17 protein-coding genes are annotated in these 21,183 nt (G+C 42.8%); 1 reads left to right on the forward strand and 16 read right to left on the reverse strand.

The window, feature by feature from the left end; genetic code table 11:
* Positions 1-4 precede the first annotated feature (4 nt).
* From AB4114_RS00335 to metH, 13 genes are all read right to left on the reverse strand, one after another.
* Positions 5-982 (reverse strand): hypothetical protein, encoded by a 978-nt coding sequence (locus AB4114_RS00335; protein WP_441986617.1) that lies wholly within the window; start codon positions 980-982, stop codon positions 5-7.
* Positions 979-2,169: a type IV pilus biogenesis protein PilM gene (gene pilM, locus AB4114_RS00340; RefSeq protein ID WP_441986618.1), complete on the reverse strand. Its 1,191-nt coding sequence runs from the start codon at positions 2,167-2,169 to the stop codon at positions 979-981. The genes AB4114_RS00335 and pilM overlap by 4 nt, the downstream gene beginning before the upstream one ends.
* Positions 2,170-2,223: 54 nt before the next feature.
* On the reverse strand, positions 2,224-3,009 hold the full coding sequence (locus AB4114_RS00345; protein ID WP_441986619.1) for a prepilin peptidase: 786 nt from the start codon (positions 3,007-3,009) through the stop codon (positions 2,224-2,226).
* 92 nt (positions 3,010-3,101) lie between these two features.
* A complete protein-coding gene (locus tag AB4114_RS00350) occupies positions 3,102-3,500 on the reverse strand; it encodes a prepilin-type N-terminal cleavage/methylation domain-containing protein (protein ID WP_441986620.1) in 399 nt (132 codons plus the stop codon).
* 32 nt (positions 3,501-3,532) lie between these two features.
* Positions 3,533-4,744: a type II secretion system F family protein gene (locus tag AB4114_RS00355; RefSeq protein WP_441986621.1), complete on the reverse strand. Its 1,212-nt coding sequence runs from the start codon at positions 4,742-4,744 to the stop codon at positions 3,533-3,535.
* A 29-nt stretch (positions 4,745-4,773) separates the two neighbouring features.
* The gene (locus AB4114_RS00360; RefSeq protein ID WP_441987039.1) at positions 4,774-5,808 is read right to left on the reverse strand and encodes a type IV pilus twitching motility protein PilT; all 1,035 of its coding nucleotides are present in this window, start codon (positions 5,806-5,808) and stop codon (positions 4,774-4,776) included.
* A gap of 129 nt (positions 5,809-5,937) precedes the next feature.
* Positions 5,938-7,602, reverse strand: coding sequence for a GspE/PulE family protein (locus tag AB4114_RS00365; protein WP_441986622.1), 1,665 nt, complete (start codon positions 7,600-7,602; stop codon positions 5,938-5,940).
* A gap of 210 nt (positions 7,603-7,812) precedes the next feature.
* On the reverse strand, positions 7,813-8,808 hold the full coding sequence (locus tag AB4114_RS00370) for a metal-dependent hydrolase (protein WP_441986623.1): 996 nt from the start codon (positions 8,806-8,808) through the stop codon (positions 7,813-7,815).
* Positions 8,809-8,836: 28 nt separating this feature from the next.
* The gene (locus tag AB4114_RS00375; protein WP_441986624.1) at positions 8,837-9,751 is read right to left on the reverse strand and encodes a lysophospholipid acyltransferase family protein; all 915 of its coding nucleotides are present in this window, start codon (positions 9,749-9,751) and stop codon (positions 8,837-8,839) included.
* A gap of 17 nt (positions 9,752-9,768) precedes the next feature.
* Entirely contained in the window at positions 9,769-10,542 is a 774-nt protein-coding gene (locus AB4114_RS00380) for a GNAT family N-acetyltransferase (RefSeq protein ID WP_441986625.1), read from the reverse strand.
* A gap of 162 nt (positions 10,543-10,704) precedes the next feature.
* Positions 10,705-13,947 carry a discoidin domain-containing protein gene (locus tag AB4114_RS00385; RefSeq protein ID WP_441986626.1) on the reverse strand — a complete coding sequence of 1,081 codons (3,243 nt, stop codon included), beginning with the start codon at positions 13,945-13,947 and terminating at the stop codon, positions 10,705-10,707.
* Positions 13,948-14,251: 304 nt separating this feature from the next.
* Positions 14,252-15,181, reverse strand: coding sequence for a ribonuclease Z (gene rnz, locus AB4114_RS00390; protein ID WP_441986627.1), 930 nt, complete (start codon positions 15,179-15,181; stop codon positions 14,252-14,254).
* Positions 15,182-15,281: 100 nt separating this feature from the next.
* Complete coding sequence (gene metH, locus AB4114_RS00395; RefSeq protein WP_441986628.1) at positions 15,282-18,719, reverse strand: methionine synthase; 3,438 nt, start codon at positions 18,717-18,719, stop codon at positions 15,282-15,284.
* A 215-nt stretch (positions 18,720-18,934) separates the two neighbouring features.
* Here metH and AB4114_RS00400 point away from each other — a divergent pair, with 215 nt between their 5' ends.
* A complete protein-coding gene (locus AB4114_RS00400; RefSeq protein ID WP_441986629.1) occupies positions 18,935-19,474 on the forward strand; it encodes a 1,2-dihydroxy-3-keto-5-methylthiopentene dioxygenase in 540 nt (179 codons plus the stop codon).
* A gap of 84 nt (positions 19,475-19,558) precedes the next feature.
* Here the strand turns inward: AB4114_RS00400 and AB4114_RS00405 are convergent, their stop codons facing one another.
* From AB4114_RS00405 to AB4114_RS00415, 3 genes are all read right to left on the reverse strand, one after another.
* Complete coding sequence (locus tag AB4114_RS00405) at positions 19,559-20,353, reverse strand: HAD family hydrolase (RefSeq protein WP_441987040.1); 795 nt, start codon at positions 20,351-20,353, stop codon at positions 19,559-19,561.
* A gap of 41 nt (positions 20,354-20,394) precedes the next feature.
* Positions 20,395-20,580 carry a DUF896 domain-containing protein gene (locus AB4114_RS00410; RefSeq protein WP_056620911.1) on the reverse strand — a complete coding sequence of 62 codons (186 nt, stop codon included), beginning with the start codon at positions 20,578-20,580 and terminating at the stop codon, positions 20,395-20,397.
* Between the two features lie 144 nt (positions 20,581-20,724).
* Entirely contained in the window at positions 20,725-21,126 is a 402-nt protein-coding gene (locus tag AB4114_RS00415; protein ID WP_441986630.1) for a LysM peptidoglycan-binding domain-containing protein, read from the reverse strand.
* Positions 21,127-21,183: the final 57 nt, after the last annotated feature.

A 21,183-nucleotide genomic window follows, 5' to 3' on the forward strand; every position in this document is an offset into this window, starting at 1 on the left:
CCCCTTATTTACTAGTAACAGGATTTCTCAGTGTAATTTCAATAACTACTTCATATACGTTATATTTTTGTGCAGTTGAAGCTTGGTTTGCGGTAGAAGGAGTCTTGGCTTCGGCTTCAGTCGATTTTTCAGACTTCATTTTCATTTCACTAAGCGTTTTACGTGCATCCTCAAAATCCGCATCCGTTAAAGCTGAAGTATCATCCTGGTCAATTTGCGTATTTGTTTCATTATTAAATTTTTTGTCTGGCAGTTTTAATCCGTATTCTTGTTTTGCGATTTGCTGATTCATTGTCCATTTAAGTTCGTTTAGGAGCTTATCTCCTTCATTACCGCCTTCAGTAAGCGTGTCTTCAAAAACTTTTTTTATATTTTCAACTGTTTGTCCCGATGCAGCTTGTGTATTCGTAGTAACTGGACTTGGTGAACTCGCAACAGCTGTACTAAACGTTTTTTCCGTTTTAACCGCCGATAGGATGGAAATGGAATTAAACATTGATGAGCTTTGCAGTAAAGAAATATAATCAGCTACTGATGATAAAGCTGCGAACTCAAGCTTCAAATTTACGAGAACCGGAGTAGTTTGAGAAACAGCAGAATTAGATCCATTATTTTGTTCTTTATTCTCATCCTTAGGAATTTCCGCAGACAAAATTCGCCCAGTTGCCGGAAGCTTAGCGGAGATCGTCTCTAAAACAGGAATCCAATCGATTCGTTTATTTTTTAGTTTATCAATTTCGGCATGCAAGTTTTGATAGTTGATTGATTGTTCATCCAATTGACGCTGTTGGGTTAACGTTTGAATGGAGGCATTCGTTAAAGCGATTTGATCTTCAACATGTTGCATGTTGTTCTTAAAGTAGTGACCTGCATACAGAAGTGATGATGAAAGGATTAGAAAAAATAAAACTGATAACACCAGTAGGGGTAAAAATATCCGCTTAGATCTGGGTGCCTTAGGCAGCAAATTTATATTTTTCATGATTCAGCCCCCCTTAGAGCTAAACCCAAAGTAACAGCATACATGGATAGATCATCTTTGAAAGCCGAATTACGACTAAAATAACTGGCAGATTGAAACAATTGTACTGGAATCGGGAGCCGCTCGGTCAAAAATGATACGATTTCAGGCATTCTTTTCAAATCACCGGAGATGACCACACCTGCAAATTCTTGATTCCGATTATTTAGCGTATAACGATAAAAGTTCATCAATCTTTCAAGCTCATGTGCCAAATCATTACAATGATTTCGAAAATCAGCATCGCCGTCCAAAAACTCTGAGAAGAGATGATCCGCACTCGTTCTCACATCTGTATTCCCCTGCGGCTTTGCTGAGAAACTAAGTGGAATACTACGAGTAATCTTGAGATTCTCACCCTGAAAAATGCTAAGATCGCCAGTAGTTTCGTTCAAATCAACGATCAAGTAGGTGTCCTTTAACTTAGTCAACGATGTGCTTTGCAGCAAACGAAATAAAGAGAGTGCTTTAATCTCAATACTCGTAAGTTTAATCCCTGCGGAAGCCAAAACTTCAAGATATTGATCCATCATTTCTTTAGGAGCCGCAACCAGCATAACATCGCATTGCATAGCAGTATCTGCTCTGGATTCTTCCTCCTGGAAATCATCAAACAACCCTTTGCCCCCGCCTAGATCCGCTTTACCAGCAGCAGCCTCCAAGATATAATCGTTCCCCTTGGGAGCATCAGCTTCTTTTATTAACTTATTTGCAGTTTTTCTTTTTTTATGGGCAGTTCCATTCATTTTCACAAAATCATAAAGCGGATTCTCGAAAGGTAAATGTATATTGTGTTTTATCTCAAAATCAACTAGCTTAGCCAAGTCCTTCTCTGGGATATCCGGTAGCTTTAAAAATCTTACCATCACAAGCTGGCTAGGAAACACCAGATGTACACGCTTTGGTTTTGCCTCTAATCGCGTCATCATGGTTTGCAACGTTTGTATCAAGCGAAGGGGTTCTTTAATTCGACCTTCTTCCATAACATGAGGTGGAAGCTCCTCTATTATATTCATCTGAATCAACGGTTCATTATTTTTTCTTATCAATACTTTGCTCATTTTTATGGTTGAATCAGAAATTTCAATTCCCAAGGAAGTTTGTCCTGGTTTCAGCACTTTAAAAATATTAAATGATGATGTTAGCATGTCCAGACTCACTCCTTTGTTGAATTTCTGAGATGTATGCATCGTTATGAACGCTTAATTAAAGTGAATTAAGCTTAAGTACCAGTTAATCACGGGCTCTCCCCAAAAGTAACTAAAGAAGGCACCTGCAGCTATGAAAGGACCAAATGGAATGCCTTGATCTTCTTGCGACGATTTCTTTCGTATTTGTACAAGTCCATACATAGTTCCTACTAAACTAGCAGCAAAAAGGGTAAATAAGGTTAATTTGATCCCGGCAATGAGGCCAATATATGCGAATAATTTGATATCACCGCCGCCCATACCTTCTTTTTTCATGATTAACATGGATGAAAGTGCGATCAGATAAAGTAATCCGCCACCAACGAAAAACGCTGCTACGTAGTTCCAAAAGGGTAATGGATGTATCCAAATGCGAAGGATGAAAGCAAAACCCATGCCTGAGAAAACAACGACATCTGGGATGATCCTGTATCTGCTATCCGCAATGGAGCAAATCATTAATATAGAAACAAATACAAGTCCTACGATCAATTCTAAAGAAGGCCCAATCTGCCAAGTAGTGACGGCAAAGGCAACAGCAGTTAGGAGTTCACCAATGGGATAAATCGGAGAAATTTTAGCTCGGCAATACCTACAAGCTCCTCGTAATCCTATATAGCTTAGTACAGGAATTAGATCTAGTGGTTTAAGTTCATGATTGCAGTGAACACAATGTGAAGGCGGGTATGCGATGGATTCCTTTTTTACAACCCTAATCCCTACTACGTTAAAAAAGCTTCCAAAAACGAGTCCGAATAGTGCAGCTGTTATTGTGTAAAGGAGAGTTAGAGAGTCCATAGTAGCTCCATTCGGGTAGGATTGAGGGATTCAATAAAGGTAACTCGTGAGAGTTACCTTTATTGGAGGTATAAATTCCTTACTTTAAGCACTTATGGAGTTGATGGTGATGTTGCTGTAGCCTTCCAACCAGCTGCTGCGGTATATTCGACTGTAACACTAGTGTATACAGGCGTGTCTGTACCTGACTGTTGTTTAGGAGCTTCCTTTAAATAGTTTGCTGCAACTAAAGCAGCAATTGTCACAGAAGTAACATTACCAGTACCTGATGGGTTAGTATTTGTTAAATAATGCACCGCAGTATCTTTCAACAATAACTCAGTTTGCTTATCCGCATTAACCTTAGAATTATTAATAATTCCCCCAATAGCCGGAACCGCAATCGCAGCAACAACCCCCAAAATTACGATAACAGCCAACAACTCGACAAGCGTTAACCCTTTTTGATTTTTAAGCAGTCTAAGCTTTGTGTTCATCATTTTTTTAAACATAGTACCCTCTCCTTCGAATAATCAAATTATATTTAATGAATACCGCCCATCAGTTTAAACGTTGGGAGCATAACTGCTAAGACAATGCCTCCAACGATTCCTGAAAGAAGTAATATCATTAGCGGTTCTAATAGCGATTTCAATCGATCAGCCATCGTATCCACATCAGCCTCGTAGAAATCAGCTACCTTTTCCAACATACTATCCAGAGCACCTGTCTTCTCACCAATCGCGAGCATTTGAACAACCATTGGCGGAAATAGCCATGAATCTTTGAACGGATCGGCAAGTGCTCTTCCGCTCCTGAGTCCTTCTCGTGATTCCAAAATCAGCTTTCCTATGACTTCATTGCCTACTACATTTGAAACGATAGTCATGGCTTGAAGCATTGGAATTGCCGCTGCGTACAATGAACTGAAGGTCCGACTGAAGCGTGCGATGGATTGTTTATGCGCTAGCTTACCAAAGACGGGAATCTTGAGTCTAAAATAATCCCAGTAATAATTCCCTTTCTTAGAACGCTTCATTGCTTGAATAATAAAACTTGGCGCGACCACGAAGATTGGTATAAAGAACCAGTAAGAATTCAGAAGATCGCTCATCTTGATGACAATCCTAGTTGGTAGCGGCAACTCCAATCCCATTGACTTGAAATTTTCCACATATCTTGGAATTACGAATGTCATCATAAGCGTGACGACTGCTATCGTAACGACACCCATAATGATCGGATAGATCATGGCAGACTTTACTTTTTCCTTGGTGTAATGCTCTTTCTCGTAAAATACAGCTAAGCGATCCAACATGTCGTCTAAATTCCCGCTTGCCTCTCCAGCTCGGATCATATTGACGAAAACGGTGGAAAATACGGTTGGAAACTGAGCGGAAGCGACTGAAAGCTGCGTACCTCGCTGCATGTCCTCGGCAACTTCTTTCAAAATCTTTTTAAACACTTTGCTCTCTGTTTGCTCACTTAAGATACGAACAGACTCAACCATATTGACACCGGATTTATATAACGTTGAAAGTTGTCGACAGAACACGGTGAAATGCTCCATTTTGACCTTCGGGCCACCGAAAGTAATTTCTCGATACAAGATGCTCTTACCTTGGTCAAAGCAATCGAGAATCCATAGACCTTTTCCCTTCAACTCATCTGTTGCTGATTGAAATGAAGCAGCTTCGAGTACCCCTTTATAGTAATGACCATGATTGTCAACAGCTTGATACCTGAACTTTGGCACTCGAGCTCATCTCCTTACTTACAGCTCCCTTATTGCAGTTCTGCGAAACCAAAGAGCGCTTCTTTCGCCGTATCCACAGTGATTATGCGCTGCTGAAGCAATTCGCGAAGCGCCATTTCCATGGTCTGCATGCCTTGAGCTTTGCCAGTTTGCATGACAGAACGGATCTGATGTACCTTCTCCGAACGAATAAGGTTCGCTACCGCTGGGGTATTAACCAACACTTCGATCGCTGCTACACGACCGCTGCCATCTGTGGTTGGTAAAAGTCTCTGCGCCATAACGCCTAACATAACGGATGCGAGTTGTACGCGAACTTGTTGCTGCGCTTCCGATGGAAAGACATCAATGATTCTGTCAATGGTTTGAGGAGCATCCGCCGTATGTAAAGTTCCAAAAACCAAATGACCTGTTTCAGCAGCGGTAATCGCGATACTAATCGTTTCCAAATCGCGCATTTCACCCACCAGAATTATGTCTGGATCTTGCCTTAGTGCTGCTCGAAGGCCTGAAGAAAACGAATGGGTATCAACGCCAATTTCCCTCTGATTGACAATACAAGATTTATGCGGGTGAACAAACTCAATGGGATCTTCTAGTGTGATAATGTGGTCACTTCTTGTACGATTGATAAAATCTAAGATTGCTGCTAATGTCGTTGATTTCCCGCTTCCTGTAGGTCCTGTGACGAGCACGAGACCTTGCGGCTTTTTGGCAAAATCTTGTGCAATCGATGGTAATCCTAACACTTCCATTGCCGGTATTTTTGTAGGAATAAGACGAATGGTCAGACTAACGTTTCCTTTTTGTTTATAAACATTGACCCTATATCTGGAAACATCTGCAATACCATAAGACAGGTCTAGATCCCCTCTTTCTAAAAAATATTCATATTGTTCGTTTGTCATTAATTCTTTCGCCATCTCTAACGTTGCAGAAGGGATCAGAATTTGATCGTTAACTGGCTTAAGCACGCCATGAATACGAAACATAGCTGGTGAATTAACGGTAATATGTATGTCAGAAGCTTTAAGGTCATGAGCAAGCTTCATCAACTCTACCATGCTCACAAGAATCCCTCCGTTCTACATTAATAGGTATATATACTCATATATACATAGTACTATAGAACTGTTAGGTAAGTGTTAGAATATTAATCGACATTTTTTTCATAAATTAAGTAAAAAAAATAATCAACCATTGCCCGTAACACGGAACACTTCCGCAAGTGTCGTTTGACCAGCGATCACTTTGCTAATACCATCTTTAATCATCGGTACCAACCCATGTTCAGTTGCGTAATTCTGATAATCGTTATCTGAACGTTTTTGCAAAATCATAGTCCGAAGTGTATCATCAATTGCCAGAATTTCATGAATCGCAAGTCGCCCCTTGTATCCACTTCTCCCGCATTCTCCGCATCCATTGCCTCTACGCAGTATCTCAACTGTATACCCATGGCCTTCCAGCAACACCGTTTCTTCTTGCGAAGGGATATAGGAAGTTGAACAACCAGGACAAATTTTACGTACAAGTCGCTGTGCAATAATGCAGTTTACTGCGGATGAAATCAGGAAAGGCTCAACTCCCATATCAATAAGACGAGTAATCGAACTCGCTGCGCTATTTGTATGCAATGTACTGAGCACGAGATGTCCAGTCATGGCTGCGCGAATGGCAATCTCAGCTGTCTCTACATCCCTGATTTCTCCAACCATCACGATGTTTGGATCTTGACGCAGAATCGTACGGAGCCCTTTCGCGAATGTCAGTCCAGTTACCGAATTAACTTGTACTTGATTAATACCCTGAAGTTGATATTCTACGGGATCTTCAACGGTGATAATGTTAACTTCCTCATTATTCAATCTGGATAAAGCGGAATACAGGGTTGTTGTTTTACCGCTGCCAGTCGGTCCTGTGATAAGAACTACGCCATGAGCATTGTTTATTCCTTTTTGAAATAACATAAGGTTGTGTTCAGAGAGTCCTAATTTCTCAATTTCGGTAAGCGTGCTCCCCAGATCGAGAATTCGCATGACGACTTTCTCTCCATGAATCGTAGGAAGAGATGAGATTCGGATATCTACCTTTCGGAATTCAATATCCATCTCAACACGACCATCTTGCGGTAATCTTCTTTCTGCCACGTTCATATTGGCCATGATTTTGATCCTAGCAATAATAACACTCTGCATGTGAGGAGGTAATGTCCTCTCCGTGCGCATGACGCCATCCACACGATATCGAATACGCAAGCTATCTTCCTGTGGATCAATATGAATATCACTTGCTCCAATTTGGATCGCTTGGATAATGATTTGATTAACCGTCTTGACGACTGGTGAATCTTCATCTTCCACTACTGGCTTCGCTTCTTCCGATTCACGAATCGTTAAGTTCTGCATGATCTGCTCAACAGATTCCTGCAATCCATAATAGCGCTTAATCGCCCGCTGGAGTTCATCTTTCGAAGCAATCGTAGGCTCAATACGGAAACCAGTCGTCATACGAAGCTCATCAATTGCAAAATAATCCAGCGGGTCAGCCATCGCCAAAATAAGTTTATTGCCTTCAGTCCGAATGGGTAAAACCTGATGTTGTTCAGCGAGCCGCTGAGGGATTATATTAATAATTTTTGTTTCAATTTTTTGACGGTAAAGCTGGATATGCGGAATTCCCAATTGGAACTCAAGAACTTCAATTAACTGCTGTTCTGTGATGTAGTTACGGGTGATTAGCACATCGCCGAGCCTCATATTCAGCTCTTTTTGCTCTCTGAGGGCATTTTTCAATTGTTCTTCCGAGATCAGGCCAGATTCAACCAAAAGATCTCCGATTCTTTTACGAGGAGCCATAACTCCATTCACCCCCATCGATTTCAAAAAAAAAGGCCAGTTGCTTAATTCGCACCTGACTCATTTGCGCCTATGACAAGAGGTCAACCTATTATTAGAGGCACAAAATGGATATATGCTTTTATTTAAACATATCGTGAAATCTTTGGTCAATGTCAGTTTCATCCAAATCGCCAAATCCTTGCAATCACAGTGTAAGACACAACAAGATCACACAAATGGCGGATCCCAAGCTTTTTTGTCCATACCAATCCGATCACTCACAACATTCATATCCTGATCCAGATGCACATCGACTCCGAAGCTCAGCTTGCGTTTATGCCAGAAACGCATATCCCGCCACTGTACTTCATATCCACCATTCTTCTCTTTCCAACACACATAAATGTGCTGAGCAAATTGTAAAAAAGCGCGCACACCATCTGTCCCCATCGTTGCTTTCACAATTGGATGTGATTGCTGTTGATTGTAATCCTTCTTACTATACTGCTCAAGAACGACCACCTGACCATGACGAAGCTCTCCTAAATAAAAGCTGGTATCACTTTCAAAGACAAACTGCCAATAGAACCAACTTAAACTCGGTACAAGACGACATACACCTGTAGGAATTTTCAACTCACTATGCACAAGCTTAATGAGCTTATTTCTTTGAGATTTTTGGAACCACACATAGATAAGCGATGCTGCAAAAATAAGAGCAAACATCTCCCCGATATGACTTCCGGCCATGCCTCCCCATACGGCAAACCACAGGATCACCCCGCCAGCATGGAGCGTGAACAAGAATGGATCATACAGACACAGCGTATCCAAATGCACCCATTTTTTCGTAAAAGGCCGTAAGCATTGCACACCGTATACATTGAAGGCATCCAGCCCCACATGGCATACAACAGCTAGGAACGTCCATAGGAATAGATGAAGGAAATTCTCCCAAACGCCGAACACAGCTGCGAGCGGTAAACTTATCACTAGTGGCCAGATCAATAGCGCTGGTATTGAATGCGTCACACCTCGATGTAATCGAACATAACTCGCATACCCCCGTAATCGGGCTAATGTATCTAGATCCGGTGCATGGGATCCAATCAACGTTCCAGCGAGAATAGCGTGACTTAATGCGGGTTGCTCCGAAACCACCGTTTCTAAACAAGCTAATCCTGCAAGGCTAACCCCAAACAATAAGTGGCTTGCTGTATCCATTTATCGATTCCCCCCGTCCTTATGTCCATTATGCTTCCTGAAGACCGTTTTCCCAACGTTCATGAACGTTAAACCAGTAAAACCAAGAAGCAGGCTGCTCCCGAATAACCTGCTCTACGAAGCTATTCAATATCAGATTGGTTTCAACCCTTGCAGCTCGACCACCACTATTATCGTTGGCGTGTACAGAAAGCGGCTCACCCACCACAAGCCGGTGCTTGAAGCCATGGGAACGGAATCCATAGAAAGGTACGATTGGAATTTGCAGCTCAAGCGCCAACATCGCCGTACCTTCAGGAGTACGAGTCACCCTGCCGAATAATTTCGACAATGGAAAGGAAGGCCGCCAGAAATCGCCAAGCAAGAAAACGACGCCTCCGGATTGTATATGTCTTTTTAAGCTGCGATATAATTCCAGTGGGGGAACGCTGTCATAATCTAAGCCTTTGCAACCTAATGCCGCGAACTTATCATATAAGGGCTTCAGTTCAGGGCTCCCCGCTGATGCGACTGTAAGACAATCAAACCTTCTCGTGAAGTACCAATAGTAATTGAAAAAATTCCCTACATGTGGTGTGTAAATAATAAACCCTTTCCCACTGGCTAACTGTTGCGCGGCATGCAAATGCTCCTCACCTTGCAACTTGAATTCACTCGTAGGCAAGCGATCCGATTGGAAACAAATTTCGAATAGCGAAAACACAACATTTCGTACATAATCCCTTGTAAGAGATCTGACTTTACGTTCCGACATCGGTCCTAAAACATCTGTCAGATTGTGTCTCACATTCTTTAGAAACCCGTTTCGTGAAATTAGATACCATATTGAAGCTATTCCCCAACAAAGGAACGACAACATCCACAATGGAACAATGGGTAACACTCGCACCAGAAGACTTCGTTCTCCTTCACCTGAGGTTAACTTGGCGATCCATTCATACAAGGCAAGCCCACCTCATCTCACTCAGCATTGAGAAAATGACGTTTATATCGACGCGCCACCTTATCTTTTTGCAATATGATAAAAAAATCTATCGTCCCAAACAGCTCATCATACGCAGGATCCCCACCAATTTCAGCTCCAAGCCACTGATATCCTTTCATCAAAGGCGGCAGTTTGCGAAACATTTCTTTCTCATTACAAGAGAGATCAATTTGAGCGAGGCCAGCAATCCGATGTGTTTCAAGGGGTTTAATCCCAAATCGATCCGTCAACACCTGTTTCTGCTTCAGCAGCGAATAAATTTCATTTAAATCCTCAATCGTTGAAAAGTGTACACTCGCACATCCGATTAAATGAGTGAAATTGCGTTCACTAATATAGCTCGCAATCCCTTCCCATAACATTTGTATAGTCCTTCCGCCGCGATAAGCTGGAGCAATGCAACTGCGACCCAGTTCCAAAGATTGTTGTCTCAGTTCTGACATTGCGCTTAAATTAAATTCGGTTTCGGAATAAAATCCAATCCCCTCGCTTGCCCGATCACCTGGCAAAAGTCGATAAGTACCGATCACTTGATCGGTTTCAAGGTCTTTGACAATTAAGTGATCACAATATGGATCATAAGCATCACATTCCAGCTTTTGTTCATTCATCAACCGTAAATTTTTCTCTTCCTCCACAAATACTTGATATCGCAGTTGCATGGCTTGCTCAATTTCTTGTTCATGCTTAGCAAGCTTCACGATCAGCTTAGCAGGTTGTGGCGCCGCCAACAGAGGTACTCCATTCATTTTTCCTCACGCCCCTCGACTAGAGTTTACAATTTCAGATTAACAAAGCTTTATTTTCTGTTGATTTGCTGGTTGTGAAGGTTTTGTAAGCATCATGACATTTGCTGAGAAAAATGAAAAAAAACACAATTCCCCAAAGGAGAATTGTGTTTATAGGACTCATCAATTGATAAATTGTAAATAGATTAACAACCGTTTCAGCATGACAGCCGCTTGCGCTCGAGTCGCGAAGGCATTGGGATTAAGCTGTGTCTCCGTGACTCCTTGGATTAACCCTGTTTGCAGGGTAAACGCCATTGCTTGCCTAGCCCAGTTGTCGATGGCATGTTGATCTATAAATGGATTAAGAACTGTATCTTGTGCATAGCTTACTTGCTGGCTGCCTGTGACCTGAATCGTTCTATTGATCATTGCAGCCATCTGCTCACGTGTCACTTGCAGTAGCGGTCGAAAGGTTCCGTCTTCAAAGCCTTCGATTAGTCCTGCTTTAGCCGCTGTGTTGACCATGTGCGAATACCAGTCATTGTCCTTAATATCCTTAAAACCAGAGGTTCCAGGAACGGTTTCGTTAGCTTCCATGCCTAGGGCACGGATGAGCAATGTAGCGAATTCTGCACGAGATATTTCCTTCTCTGGTTCGAAATTTTGTTCATCTACCCCAGAAATGATCCTTTTGGAAGCAAGTTTTTCTACATCCTCACGTGCCCAATGCGTCCTCATATCTTCAAAATGCTTATCTTTCTGAATGATCGTGTATAACCCACCATATTGGTCTTTAATGACCATCTTCCAAGCTCCATCACCACCGGTTAGGAGAGATGGAACGAAGGCGATCTCACCGGACTCCGCATTTAATCTTACAGCGGTCACATTGGTCGTGTAGGAAGTGCCAGGAAGAGCAATTGATCTCTCCACGGGCATGTTTTCATAATGACGAATCGCAACACCGCCTGCTTGGATTTCAAACTCGATTGGATTGGTCAGGAGCAAAGCAGTTTGTTCGGCGCTTGCTTTTTCTTTCAATGTTTCTGCAAGTTGACTTGGTTCATGTCGGATAATCACGGAGAAGAGTCCATTGGAACCTTCGGCTTCACTTACATGATTTTTGAAAAGACGCAATGGAATTGTAAACTGAATCGCGTTCATATCCAGTTGAATACTCCCATTCATATCMTGTAAATCATTAAAGACGTTGGATGCGAATTCGACGACTGTCGTATCGTGATCATCTTTAATTTGTAAAAGCAAAGATGAGGCGGAACCCTCATTTATTGCGTTGAAAGCTTCCTTGAGCTCACCTTCATCAGCATGGAATTTGGAGAGCATCATACCGTCAGGTGCCGCTTCACGGACACGCTGACTCGAAATTAGGAGAGCCTGAGAACCTGTTGACTTCAAAGCACCTGTTAACGTGTAAGTTACGACGGGTCCAGTAGAGGACCAATTGTTTGCTACATCTCCCGCTTCCACTTTAAAACTCATGTTTATGCCAGCAGCTAAGCCTGATAATTGCGTAGTAAGCTCACTAGCCCTCACCGTAGTCAGCAGTTCTGAATCTTTATATATCCGGTAGGAAGTGACCCCAACGTTGTCCGTTGCTGCCGACCAGGTTAAAGTGACAGAAGAACCGGAGCCTGGTGTTACCGTTACATTGGCACCATAGTTCCAGGTAGGAGCTAATATGTCTTTGAACCCTACTGTGACATAAATCGTTGTCGAGATTCCATTATAAGTCGCGGTAATGATTGCACTCCCTGCGCTGACTGCTGTGATATAGCCGTAACTACTTACAGTAACGACAGAAGAATTTGAACTTGTGAAGCTCGTATTCGAGGTTACGTCATTGACATTAAACTGCGAATCATACGCATTGATTGTAAGATACTGTGTCCCATTTATCTCCAAGGAAACTGTACTTTCATCTGCTTCTATTCGACTAACCGTGGTTGTCACACTCGCTGATGCTGTGAAACTACCATAATATGTTGTAATCGTCGTTACACCAGGCGAAATGCCAGTCACCAAGCCACTTGAATTTACACTTGCCACTGCTGGATTTGAACTCGTGAAGGTCAGGCCAGTTGTCAACGTTTGTGTGCTGCTGTTATTTTTATAGCCAATCACGTAGGGAGACCGTGTTGAGCCAGACTGAAGTGAATACGAATAGGAGTCGAAAGCTATCCGATTCAAATTCCCCAAAGTAGAAGATATCGTAATGCTGGCAGAAGTGGATTGGCCGTTATAGGTTACTGTTAAAGTTGTTGAACCTGCAGCAACTCCCGAGATAACGCCATTCGCATTGACTGTTGCCACAGCTGTATTTGCGATTCTGTAGCTAGCTCCAGATTGGATAGTAAATGTATTGCCATTCGCATAAACCCCTGTTAAGTAACTGGCTATCGTTCCAGTTGGTTGCAGGTTATAACCTTCATCATCCAAATACACGCGAGTAAGCGTTTGGCCATTGGGATTATTGTTTAAACCACCATCCGGACCATAGATTTGAAACTCTGCAACGCTAGCATACCCTCCTGAGGCGACGCGCGTAGTTGTTAATCGAAAGTATCGTGCCGTGACATTCCCTTCATCCACATAACGCGGATCTCCCACCTGCATACTCCCTGTTCGATCGGTAAAGGTATACCAGATGATACCATCTATTGAAAAATCAATTTTATAACCATATATATCCTGGATATTGGAATACGTCGTCTCAAAACGCTGCACATTGCGGAGTTGCCCCAGGTCCACAACCAGCCATTGCGGTAATGATGTGCTACTGGGTGCCCAACTGGATAACAATTGACCATCCACAGCCTTATCAGAGCCCCAAGAACCCGAAAAACTTGATAGTGCAGCCGTTGTCTTATTTTGTGAGAGAAGTGTCAGAGCCTCACTCGTTGAATATACGCGAAAATCAAACACGCTGGCTTGATCTCCTGGTGAGCCAACGCCTACTACTAGTAATCTGACGAATCTTGCTAGAACATCCCCACTGTCCGAATAAAAAGGGTAGTTAATGGCAGTATTCGCAGAACGATCTGCAAAAAGGCTCCAATTGATACCATCAATCGAGGATTCAATCTTGTAAGCATACGAGCTATTCGCATGCTCAAACACAGTTTCAACACGTGAAACAAGAACGTTTTGCGAAAGGTCTACGGTTAACCATTGTGGAAGTTGTGAATTAGTTGCTAACCATTTGGTATGAATGAAACCGTCCACTGCTTTACTTGCACTATATGTAGCTCCTGTAACAGATGACGCCATAGCAGATTTCCCCTGAGAAACTGGTATTTCAGAGGCATAGGCATCTCTTGATAGACATAAAATCCCAATAATGACACAGACAGAAATGAGTAACGCAAAATGGTATACAGTCACTCTGTAAACCGGATACGTCATGTCCACCCCCCAGTTATGAAGCGTTTACAACTATTTTATCAGAAGCCCTATCAGTGCGTATAGGGCTTTAGATCTAATCTTCGAACTATTCTGAATCTTTGTACGACTTTCTAATTTCCTTAATCATAATGAAAAATATCGAGGATATAAAGATAGAAAGTAGCACTTCACCGAGTGTAATTCCCATACCTTCACCTCGATTTCCGTTGGTTTTGTTTAGTGTATGAGGTGAATGCAAGAAATTGACGTTGGATACAAAAATAAGCTTCTCCCAATAGAAATAAATGGGAGAAGCTTATTTATTTTACACTTTGCGAGGTATATCAAAGCTCCAGAAATCCCTTGCTAAGTGACTATTCGCGTGAATTTGTTGTGCCTGGTGAAGCAGTTCAGTTACACTATCCCCTTGATACCGCGAGCTAAGATGTGTCATGATCAGCTCATTCGCACCAGCCTCCTGCGCGGTTCGTGCCGCATCGGTCGATGTCGCATGATCGAAGGCATAGGCTAGCTCCTGCTTATCCATGGCAAAGGTCGCTTCATGAACGAGAACATCGGCACCTCGAGCAAGGCGTTTAGCTCCATCGCAGTAGCGCGTGTCACCCAGGATAACAACCACACGACCTGGAACAGGCGCACCTAAGAAATCTTTCCCATGTATCGTTCGGCCATCCTCAAGCTGTACCGTGTGCCCTAGCTTTAATTGGCCATAGATCGGACCTGCCGGTATTCCGAGTTCCTTCAGCTTTTCATTTAGAAGCTTGCCGGGTTGATCCTTCTCCACGATGCGAAAACCAAAACATTCAATACGATGCTCTAATCGAGCCGTTTCCACAAGAAAGCTTTCGTCTTCGAAAATAATACCCTCTTCATCAAGCTCGACAAGGTGCAGTGTATAACTCAGATGTGCTCCGCTGATTTCCAGCGCAGTTTCTACGAATTGTTTGAGCCCCCGCGGACCATATAAGGTCAAAGGTGTATCTCCACCCAAGTAGGAGCGACTCGTTAATAATCCCGGAAGCCCATACAGGTGATCACCATGTAAATGCGTGATGAAAATTTTCTCCGTTCGTCCCAACTTCACCGGCGAGTTCAAAATCTGCTGCTGCGTTCCCTCACCACAATCAAACATCCAGTATGTTCCCCGTTCGTCTAATAAATTCAAGGCTATTGAGGTTACATTTCGTTGCTTGGAGGGCATGCCTGCCCCCGTTCCTAGAAAATACAAGTCCACAAGCCAAACCCCATTCTATCTCAATATCACATCGGCAAAACGGAAAGCGAGGATGCCGCGGAACAGGATCGTTCACACTCGCTACCTCGCTCTCGCAATCTTATCCTACGTTAAAATAACGTGCTTCTTTATGGGCAAATACAATCGCAGATACGGAAGCTTCCGGCTCCATCATAAATGACTCCGTAAGCTCAACGCCGATATCCTCAGGTTTCAGCAAATTAAACAGCTTCGCTTGATCTTCGAGATTAGGGCAGGCTGGATAACCGAACGAGAACCGTTGTCCGATATATTTGGCTCCAAATCTTTCTTGCATCGTCATATCAACACGATCTGCAATACCAACAACATCGCGCATAATGTGATGAACGCGTTCTGCAAAACCTTCGGCTACTTCAAGCGCTGTCGCTTGCAACGCATGGGATTTCAAATAATCCCCTTTGTCACGCCATTCTTTTGCCAATTCATTAATATCATGTCCAGCTGTCACGAGTAGGAAACCAACATAGTCCATTACGCCGCTTTCTACGGATTTCAAATAGTCGGCCAAGCAGAGGTACGGCTCTTTATCTTGACGAGGGAATGTAAATGTCTCAAGCACCTTGCTCGTATCCGCTGGATCATACACGATGATATCATTCCCGTTCGATTGTGCAGGGAAGAACCGATACATACCGTGAGCCTTAATGATACCGTTATGCTGCGCAGCATATAGGATTGAATCTACTGTGTCTTTCAGCTGAAGTGCTTTGGAATCCTTATCACTCAATAACTGCTCTACTTTACCCTTTAAACCAAGGTGATGACCTAGCAACATCTGCATGTTTACATAAGGCATCAGATGACTAATCGGGTAATCGCGTAAAATATGACGATCGGTGTCTTGTGGTACCTGAACAGGCAAATCTTTAGAAACTGCAGAAGAACTCACACGCGTAAGCTGTGGCATCTTCTCTTCTTTTTTTCCTGTGTCCATGACATCGGATTCCAGGCTATCACGTAGCTCTTGAATCAACCGTTTACGCTGCTCAGGGTCACTCAACTTGTTCGCGATATCCAGACCATCCATCGCATCCTTTGCATAAAGAACAACACCTTCATATTCTGGTTGAATACGTGTCTTGGTGAATTTCCGTGTAAGTGCAGCTCCACCGACGAGAATCGGTACATCCACGCCTGCAGTCCGTAAATCCTGCGCTGTGATAACCATTTGTTGCGCGGATTTAACTAACAATCCAGACAGCCCGATCGCATCTGCTTGCTCTTTGCGATAAGCTTCAATGATTTGCTCCGGCGGTACTTTAATCCCTAAGTTGATAATCTTGTATCCGTTATTGGATAGGATGATTTCAACGAGGTTTTTCCCAATATCGTGAACGTCCCCTTTAACGGTTGCCAAAATAATTTTACCTTTCACCGCAGTCTCGGATTTCTCCATGAACGGCTCTAGGAAATTAACGGATGCTTTCATGACCTCCGCGCTTTGAAGCACCTCAGCCACGATTAGTTCGTTGCCATTGAACAGACGCCCAACTTCCTCCATTCCCTTCATAAGTGGCCCATTGATGACCTCTAGCGGTGAATAAGTTTGAAGTGCAATCTCCAAATCCGGTATTAAGCCTTCCTTCGTACCTTCAACAACATAAGAGCCCAGTCTTTCTTCCAGAGATAAGTTCGAAATCTTCTCCTTCTTCTCAACCTTCTTCTCACGGAAATGGGCAACGAACTTCGCCAAGGTATCATCGTTCGTATTATAAATGAGTTCCTCTGCCAGTTGACGCTCTGTATCAGGAATCGACGCATACCGTTCTAGTTTCTCCGTATTTACGATGGCATAATCAAGTCCCGCCTTCGTACAATGGTACAAATAAACAGAGTTCAGAACCTCACGACCCGCATCCGGTAAACCGAATGAGATGTTACTTAGTCCTAGAATCGTTTTGGCGAGAGGATACTTTTCCTTGATCAGCTTAATCCCCTCAATTGTTTCTACGGCAGAGCCAATGTACTGCGGATCTCCTGACCCAACGGGGAACATATTCGGATCAAAAATGATATCCTCTGGATTCATGCCATATTTGCCAGTAAGAAGTTCATACGAACGTGTTGCTACTTCGATTTTGGCTTGACGGGAAACCGCCTGCCCACGCTCATCAATGAGAATACAAACAACCGAAGCCCCGTAGCGATGAATCAGAGGTAAAATCCCTTCGAATTTGCTCTCTCCATCTTCCAAGTTAATCGAGTTAATAATCGCTTTACCTTGCGAATATTTGAGTCCAAGCTCGATAATGTGATCATAAGTCGAGTCAATCATTAACGGAACTTTGACCTTTTTTACAACTTCTTGCATGAATTCTTCTACCGCGTATGCTTCATCAATGTCTGTATCCTGTAGATTAATGTCGATAACATGAGCGCCATTTTTCACCTGGTTACGCGCAATTTCAGAGCCCTCTTCAAATTTTCCTTCTTTAATTAGGCGCTTAAACTTCCTAGATCCGGAGATATTCGTCCGTTCTCCAACCATGATTGGTCGATTTTCCGGCTCGATATAGACAGTCTCAATACCTGAAATTGCAGGTGGATGAGAACCGTATTCCCCTCTTGGTTTATAATTCGCTAGTGTTTCAGCCATTGCCCGAATGTGTTCAGGCGTCGTTCCGCAGCAACCACCAGCAATATTGAGCCAACCTTGCTCAGCAAAACCTGCCATCTTTTTGGCCAAAGACTCCGGAGATTCATGATAATGCCCGTTCTCATCCGGCAACCCTGCATTCGGATAACAACTGATGGCTGTATCTGCGATGCCAGAGAGTGTACGAATATGATCCCGCATAAATTCAGGGCCAGTCGCACAGTTCAAGCCCATCGAAATTGGCTTCAAATGCTCCAGGGAAATATAAAAGGATTCAATATTTTGACCAGCTAGCGTTGTCCCCATCGGTTCAATTGTACCCGAGATCATAATCGGAAGCTCTACACCTAATGTTTCAAAAGCTCTGCGAATCCCGATACTGCCCGCTTTTACGTTCAGCGTATCCTGAGATGTTTCGAGAAGCATCGCATCAACGCCTGTTTCGACAAGCGCAAGTGCTTGCTGATAGTAGCTTTCTTCTAGTTGTTCAAAAGTCACGCCACCTGTGACAGATAAGGTTTTGGTCGTCGGTCCCATAGCACCTACAACGTAACGTGGCCACTCCGGTGTCGAATATTTCTCAGCGGCTGCAATCGCCAATTTCGCAGCGGCGATGTTCAACTCCCGGTGACGGTCTTGTAAATCGTATTCCGCCAGTACGACACTCGTCGTCCCGAACGTATTCGTTTCTATCATATCAGCGCCAGCGGCGAAATAAGCTTCATGAATTTTTTGAATAACATCTGGGCGTGTTACACATAGAATTTCATTACACCCATCGAGGTCGTCACTTCCGAAATCATCAGCAGTCAAGTCCTCTTGCTGAATCATCGTACCCATGGCACCATCTAGGATCATAATCTTCTTCTTAAGCTGTTCTTGAATCGGTGGTTTCTTCATGGCAAGGCTCCCTTTCAACTTTTCCTAAATCAGGATTAAAAAAAACGACAAATTATGTTAAGATTTAGTGTAACAGAATACGGCTTCTATGAAAAGATTTTGAATTATGATTAATCCCTATAGGTTTTATCGGAAAAACTTATATCCTTCCATCGACAGTAAGCTTGATATCCTCTATAATATGGTTATATTTATTAATGAAAGAGGGATGTAACGTGGCACAAATTAGAATTCGAAATACCAATGAACGTATCGAGGGCGAAGCAGAAGTTAAAGCCTTCTTAGATAGTCAAGAAGTCGTATACGAGCATTGGGATGCGAACAAGCTTCCTGTAGCACTTCGCGAGAAATTCATTCTTAGCGATGATGAAAAAGCAGAGATCATTTCCACTTATGAAGCTGAGATTAAAGATCTAGCTGCTAGACGCGGCTATGAAATTTGGGATGTCATCTCCTTATCTGATGTTACCCCGAATATTGAAGAGCTTCTGAAAAAATTCGAACAAGTGCACACGCACACCGAAGATGAAATCCGAGCTATCGTTTCTGGAAAAGGAATTTTCATCATCAAATCCGAAGAACTTGGCTATTTCGATGTTGAACTTGAGCCAGGTGATGTGATCTCTGTTCCTGAGAACACGAATCATTTCTTCACCTTGATGGATAATCGTGAAATCGTTGCTGTTCGCCTTTTCATCGAAAAAGATGGCTGGGTAGCTTACAACATTGATGATCCTGACTTTATTAAAGCTTAATTGTTAAGTTAACACAATAAGCCCAATAGCACTTCAGACCATTGTGTCCAAAGTAGCTGTTGGGCTTTATTTTTTATTCAAAAATTAACCGTTATTGATGATGGGTAAAATTTCTTGAAGACGCGTCACTTCATAAGCAGGTACGATCTCATCGCCACTTTGAAGCCMATGATGATTAATCCAAATGTTACGCATACCAATGCTTCCTGACCCCAAAATATCTGTCGTCAGTTTGTCCCCGATCATAATACCTTCATCCACACTAATCTCAAGCAGACCCAATGCATAATTGAAGATAGCCGCTGCTGGCTTCCCTTGTCCAAATTCTCCAGAAATCACGATGTGATCAAAGTAAGAAGCAATCTCAGGAACCCCTGCTAATTTCTCTTTCTGCAAATCCGGCGAGCCATTCGTTAAAAGAAGAAGCTTGTATTTGCCTTTCAACTCGTCTAGTACGCGGAATGTTTCTTCATATACATAGGGACGACTGCGGCGTTCGGCTGCAAACAATTCACCTAGCTTGAACCCTAACTCACGATCTTCGATCCCTAGTCCTGCAAGTCCTCTAGTCCATGATTCTGTGCGATAGCCAGGTGCTAGCTTCTCTAATTTACGGAAGTTTTCGTCCTCACCTTGCGTGAAATTGGCCCACAGTCCTTCAAACGGGTTAATCCCAATCATTTTGGTAAATGGGAACGTCTCGAATGATTCATATAAACTCCTTGCTTCCTTTCGAACAGATGCTTCTAATTCCTCTGGGTTCAACCCATTGACTTGCTTCGCTGCTTCTGCGCATGTTGCAGCAAAAGCTTCCTCCACACTACGATCGTCCCATAACAGCGTATCATCCAAATCAAATAGCACAGCTTTCAACGTCATCATTCATTTCCCCTTTGAATGTAGTATCTATGTGTGTAGGCTTATTTCTCTTCGTCAGTAAACTTAATGGAATCTAGTTGAACCTTTAGGTTCCCCCTGAAGGCATTAATATAGATTTTCCTTAGCTCATTTCGCTCATCAATCTCTGCATCCGTTAGGCCAACTGTCTTCGCCTTTCGAGCTAGTTCATTGATTCGCTCAATCGTCTTATCCATGCTGTCACTCATTGTAATCCTCCCAGTCAAAATTTCAATATGAGTATTACTTTGCCATCACCGAATAGGATTGTCAAGGATACAAAGCAAAGAGACATAGCAACAGACGGCTATGTCTTAAACAAACATCTATATAGTGAACTAAGAATTATTTCATTAAGGTAGTAATAGAACTTGCCCCTCTTGCAGTGAACTGTTCGTTAAGTGATTAAATGCTTTCAATTTTTCGACGTAGGAACGCGTGTTCTCACCCTTCTTTTTGTGAGTTTCTGCAATTCCCCATAGCGTATCACCACTTTGAATAACAACTTTCTCGTTTTGAGTATCTTTCGCTAATGGTTGCGCGGAAGTGATTGGTGTAGACACGGTAACAGTACCATCACCTGCATAGGCTTGTACGATCGCACCGAACGACAACACTGTTCCAAGAATTACTGCTATCAGTATGAAACGAAGAAGTAGCTTCGCATAACCGCGTTTAATCGTCATCCCTTTGGATGCATGAGCAGTACCCCGAAGTGTTGTTGTTCCGTTAGATTGTGAATAAGCCATATACATAAAATTCATCCCCCAAACATTTGTTCTGATATTAGAATAACACGAACACATGTTTGA

The sequence above is a fragment of the Paenibacillus sp. 2RAB27 genome, assembly GCF_052115445.1.
Taxonomy (GTDB): Bacteria; Bacillota; Bacilli; order Paenibacillales; family NBRC-103111; genus Paenibacillus_E.